This is a genomic window from Aeromicrobium sp., assembly GCF_036675695.1.
In the GTDB taxonomy this organism is placed as follows: domain Bacteria; phylum Actinomycetota; class Actinomycetes; order Propionibacteriales; family Nocardioidaceae; genus Aeromicrobium.
Genome location: NZ_JAKFEL010000257.1, coordinates 1 through 2,905, shown reverse-complemented (window position 1 = coordinate 2,905; position 2,905 = coordinate 1). Strand labels below are relative to the sequence as shown.

5 protein-coding genes are annotated in these 2,905 nt (G+C 64.6%); 4 read left to right on the top strand and 1 reads right to left on the bottom strand.

Annotation, left to right across the window (positions count from 1 at the left end; translation table 11 throughout):
* The 3 genes from V6M39_RS17190 to V6M39_RS17180 all read left to right on the top strand — a co-directional run.
* Nucleotides 1-754 (top strand): aldehyde dehydrogenase family protein (locus V6M39_RS17190; RefSeq protein WP_332645041.1); only part of this gene is annotated, 754 nt, incomplete at its 5' end.
* Nucleotides 751-1,614, top strand: coding sequence for an aldehyde dehydrogenase family protein (locus tag V6M39_RS17185; RefSeq protein ID WP_332645040.1), 864 nt, complete (start codon nucleotides 751-753; stop codon nucleotides 1,612-1,614). The genes V6M39_RS17190 and V6M39_RS17185, both read left to right, overlap by 4 nt.
* Nucleotides 1,614-2,171 carry a uridine kinase family protein gene (locus V6M39_RS17180; RefSeq protein ID WP_332645039.1) on the top strand — a complete coding sequence of 186 codons (558 nt, stop codon included), beginning with the start codon at nucleotides 1,614-1,616 and terminating at the stop codon, nucleotides 2,169-2,171. Before V6M39_RS17185 ends, V6M39_RS17180 begins: the two co-directional genes overlap by 1 nt.
* 5 nt (nucleotides 2,172-2,176) lie before the next feature.
* On the opposite strand, the gene V6M39_RS17175 is transcribed toward V6M39_RS17180, so the two are convergent.
* The gene (locus V6M39_RS17175) at nucleotides 2,177-2,437 is read right to left on the bottom strand and encodes a winged helix-turn-helix transcriptional regulator (protein ID WP_332645038.1); all 261 of its coding nucleotides are present in this window, start codon (nucleotides 2,435-2,437) and stop codon (nucleotides 2,177-2,179) included.
* 97 nt (nucleotides 2,438-2,534) lie between these two features.
* On the opposite strand from V6M39_RS17175, the gene V6M39_RS17170 reads away from it, so the two are divergent.
* The coding region (locus V6M39_RS17170) for an NAD(P)H-binding protein (RefSeq protein ID WP_332645037.1) at nucleotides 2,535-2,905 on the top strand (371 nt) is incomplete at its 3' end.

Here is a 2,905-nt window from a genome sequence, read left to right as displayed (position 1 = left end):
GGTCGCGTTCACCGGCTCGACAGCCGTCGGCAAGGCCATCGCACGCTCGGTCGCCGGCACCGACAAGAAGGTGACCCTCGAGCTCGGCGGCAAGGCCGCCAACATCGTCTTCGACGATGCTCCACTCGACCAGGCCATAGAAGGCATCGTCGGCGGCATCTTCTTCAACCAAGGCCACGTCTGCTGCGCAGGATCGCGCCTGCTGGTGCAGGAGAACATCTACGACGATGTCCTCGAGCGCCTCAAGCGTCGTATGTCGACTCTGCGCCTCGGTGATCCACTCGACAAGAACACCGACATCGGCGCGATCAACTCCTCCGAGCAGCTCGCCCGCATCAAGGAGCTCTCGGACATCGGCGACGCCGAAGGCGCAGAGCGCTGGTCGGTGCCGTGCGAGATCCCCGACAGCGGCTTCTGGTTCCCGCCGACAATCTTCACCGGCGTCACCCAGGCTCATCGCATCGCCCGCGAGGAGATCTTCGGCCCGGTCCTGTCGGTGCTGACGTTCCGTACGCCGTCGGAGGCTGTCGAGAAAGCCAACAACACGCCGTACGGACTCTCGGCGGGTGTGTGGACCGAGAAGGGTTCGCGCATCCTGTCAATGGCCAACCAGCTGCGCGCGGGCGTCGTCTGGGCCAACACGTTCAACAAGTTCGACCCGTCGTCGCCATTCGGCGGCTACAAGGAGTCAGGCTATGGCCGCGAAGGCGGCAAGCATGGTCTTGCTGCGTACCTCAAGGGAGCATCCGCATGAGCCGCGTCGAAGTGCGCAAGACGCACAAGCTCTACATCGGAGGCGCTTTCCCGCGCTCGGAGTCCGGGCGAACGTACGAGGCCGTGGACTCCAAGGGCGAGTTCCTCGCCAACATGGCGAAGGCCTCGCGCAAGGACGCCCGCGATGCGGTCGTCGCTGCCCGCAAGGCATTCGGTGGCTGGTCGACGCGTACGCCCTACAACCGCGGCCAGGTCATCTACCGCATCGCCGAGGTCATGGAAGGTCGCCGAGAGCAGTTCATCGACGACCTCCGCGCCTCCGAAGGCGTCACTGAGAAGAAGGCGTCGACGTACGTGGACGCCGCGATCGACCGGGTCGTTTGGTACGCCGGCTGGGCCGACAAGTACGTCCAGGTCCTCGGCAACGCCAATGCTGTGTCGGGTCCGTTCTTCAACCTCTCGACTCCTGAGCCGACCGGCGTGGTCGCGGTTGTCGCGCCCTCCGGACCGCTGCTCGGTCTCGTGTCGGTCATCGCTCCGGCGATTGCGACAGGCAACACCCTCGTGGTCATCGCCAGCGAAAAGTACCCCGTACCTGCGGTTACGTTGTCAGAGGTCATGGCCGCATCCGACGTGCCGGGTGGAGCAGTCAACATCCTCACGGGCTCTGCCGCTGAGATCGCTCCTTGGCTGGCATCGCACATGGACGTCAACGCGCTTGATCTCGCCGGTGTTGATGACGCCAAGCTCGCTGCCGAGCTCGAGGTCGCCTCGGCCGAGAACCTCAAGCGCGTGCTGCGTGCACCTGCCGGCGAGGTCGACTGGCTTGCCGAGCCTTCACTGGCTCGCCTGGAGGCGCTCGTCGAGACCAAGACCGTCTGGCACCCGATCGGCGTCTAGTGGGCGTTGTGATCCTGGCCGGGCCTTCGGGGTCTGGCAAGTCGCACCTTGCCGCGCGCCTGGGCTGGACCGTCCTTCGACTCGACGACTTCTACCGCGACGCAGACGAGCCCGACATGCCGCGCTCCAACCTCGGCATCGTCGACTGGGACGACATCGAGTCATGGAACGCGATCGCCGCAGTCACTGCGATCAAGGAGCTCTGCGAGGACGGGGTCACCGAGGTGCCGGTCTATGACATCGCAGCAAGCGCACGGACGGGTTCACACACCCTCACACTGACCAGCGACCGATTCATCGCCGAGGGACTCTTCGCGCCCGCGATCGTCGATGCCTGCCGCACGGCCGGGATGCTCGACGCGGCAATCTGCCTGCGTCGCAACCGCATGGTCACGTTCGGTCTACGCCTGGCCCGCGATCTCCGCGAAGGCCGCAAGACGCCATGGGTGCTCATGCGACGCGGATGGCGCCTCATGAAGGACGAGCCCCGCATCATTGCCCATGCCGTGGCTCACGGCTGCGAGCCGATGACTCCGAAGCGAGCCAGGAATCTGTAGAGCGCCTAGTTCTCGATGATCCGGTCGGCGTTGGCTGCGACCCACTCCATGAGCGGACGCAGCCGGTCATGAAGTTCGCGTCCCTCAGCAGTCAGGTTGTACTCCACGTGAGGCGGCACGACCGGCTGCGCGACGCGTCGTACGAGTCCGTCGGCCTCGAGTGTCTTGAGGGTCTGCGCCAGCATCTTCTCGCTGATGCCTTCGATGCAGCGGCGTAGCTCGCTCCAGCGCATTGTGTCGATTCGCTTGCGGTCACTAACCTTCATGCCAGTACCTTACCTGAAAGTGCGTACTGTGGATTGGGAAGTATGGGTGCGACCCGACCGTTGGGACATGTGAAAGCTTCCAATGAAAGGGAAATCCATGTCCTACGTCGTCATCGGCGCCACCGGCCAGCTCGGCACTCTCACCGTCAGTTCACTCCTCGATCGCGGGATCTCGCCAGATCAGATCGTGGCCGCAGGCCGCAACAACGAGAAGCTCGCCGAGCTCGCCGAGCTGGGTGTTCGTACGCACCAGATCGACCTCTCCGACAGAGCCAGCCTGGACGGACTGTTCTCGTCCGAGGACACCGTGCTCCTGATCTCCAGCAATGAGCTCGGCCAGCGCGTCGCCCAGCACGGCAATGCGATCGACGCTGCCAAGGCAGCCGGCGTACGGCGCATCGTCTACACGAGCGCACCCAAGGCAAGTACCTCCGCTCTGGTCCTCGCTCCCGAGCACAAGGCGACCGA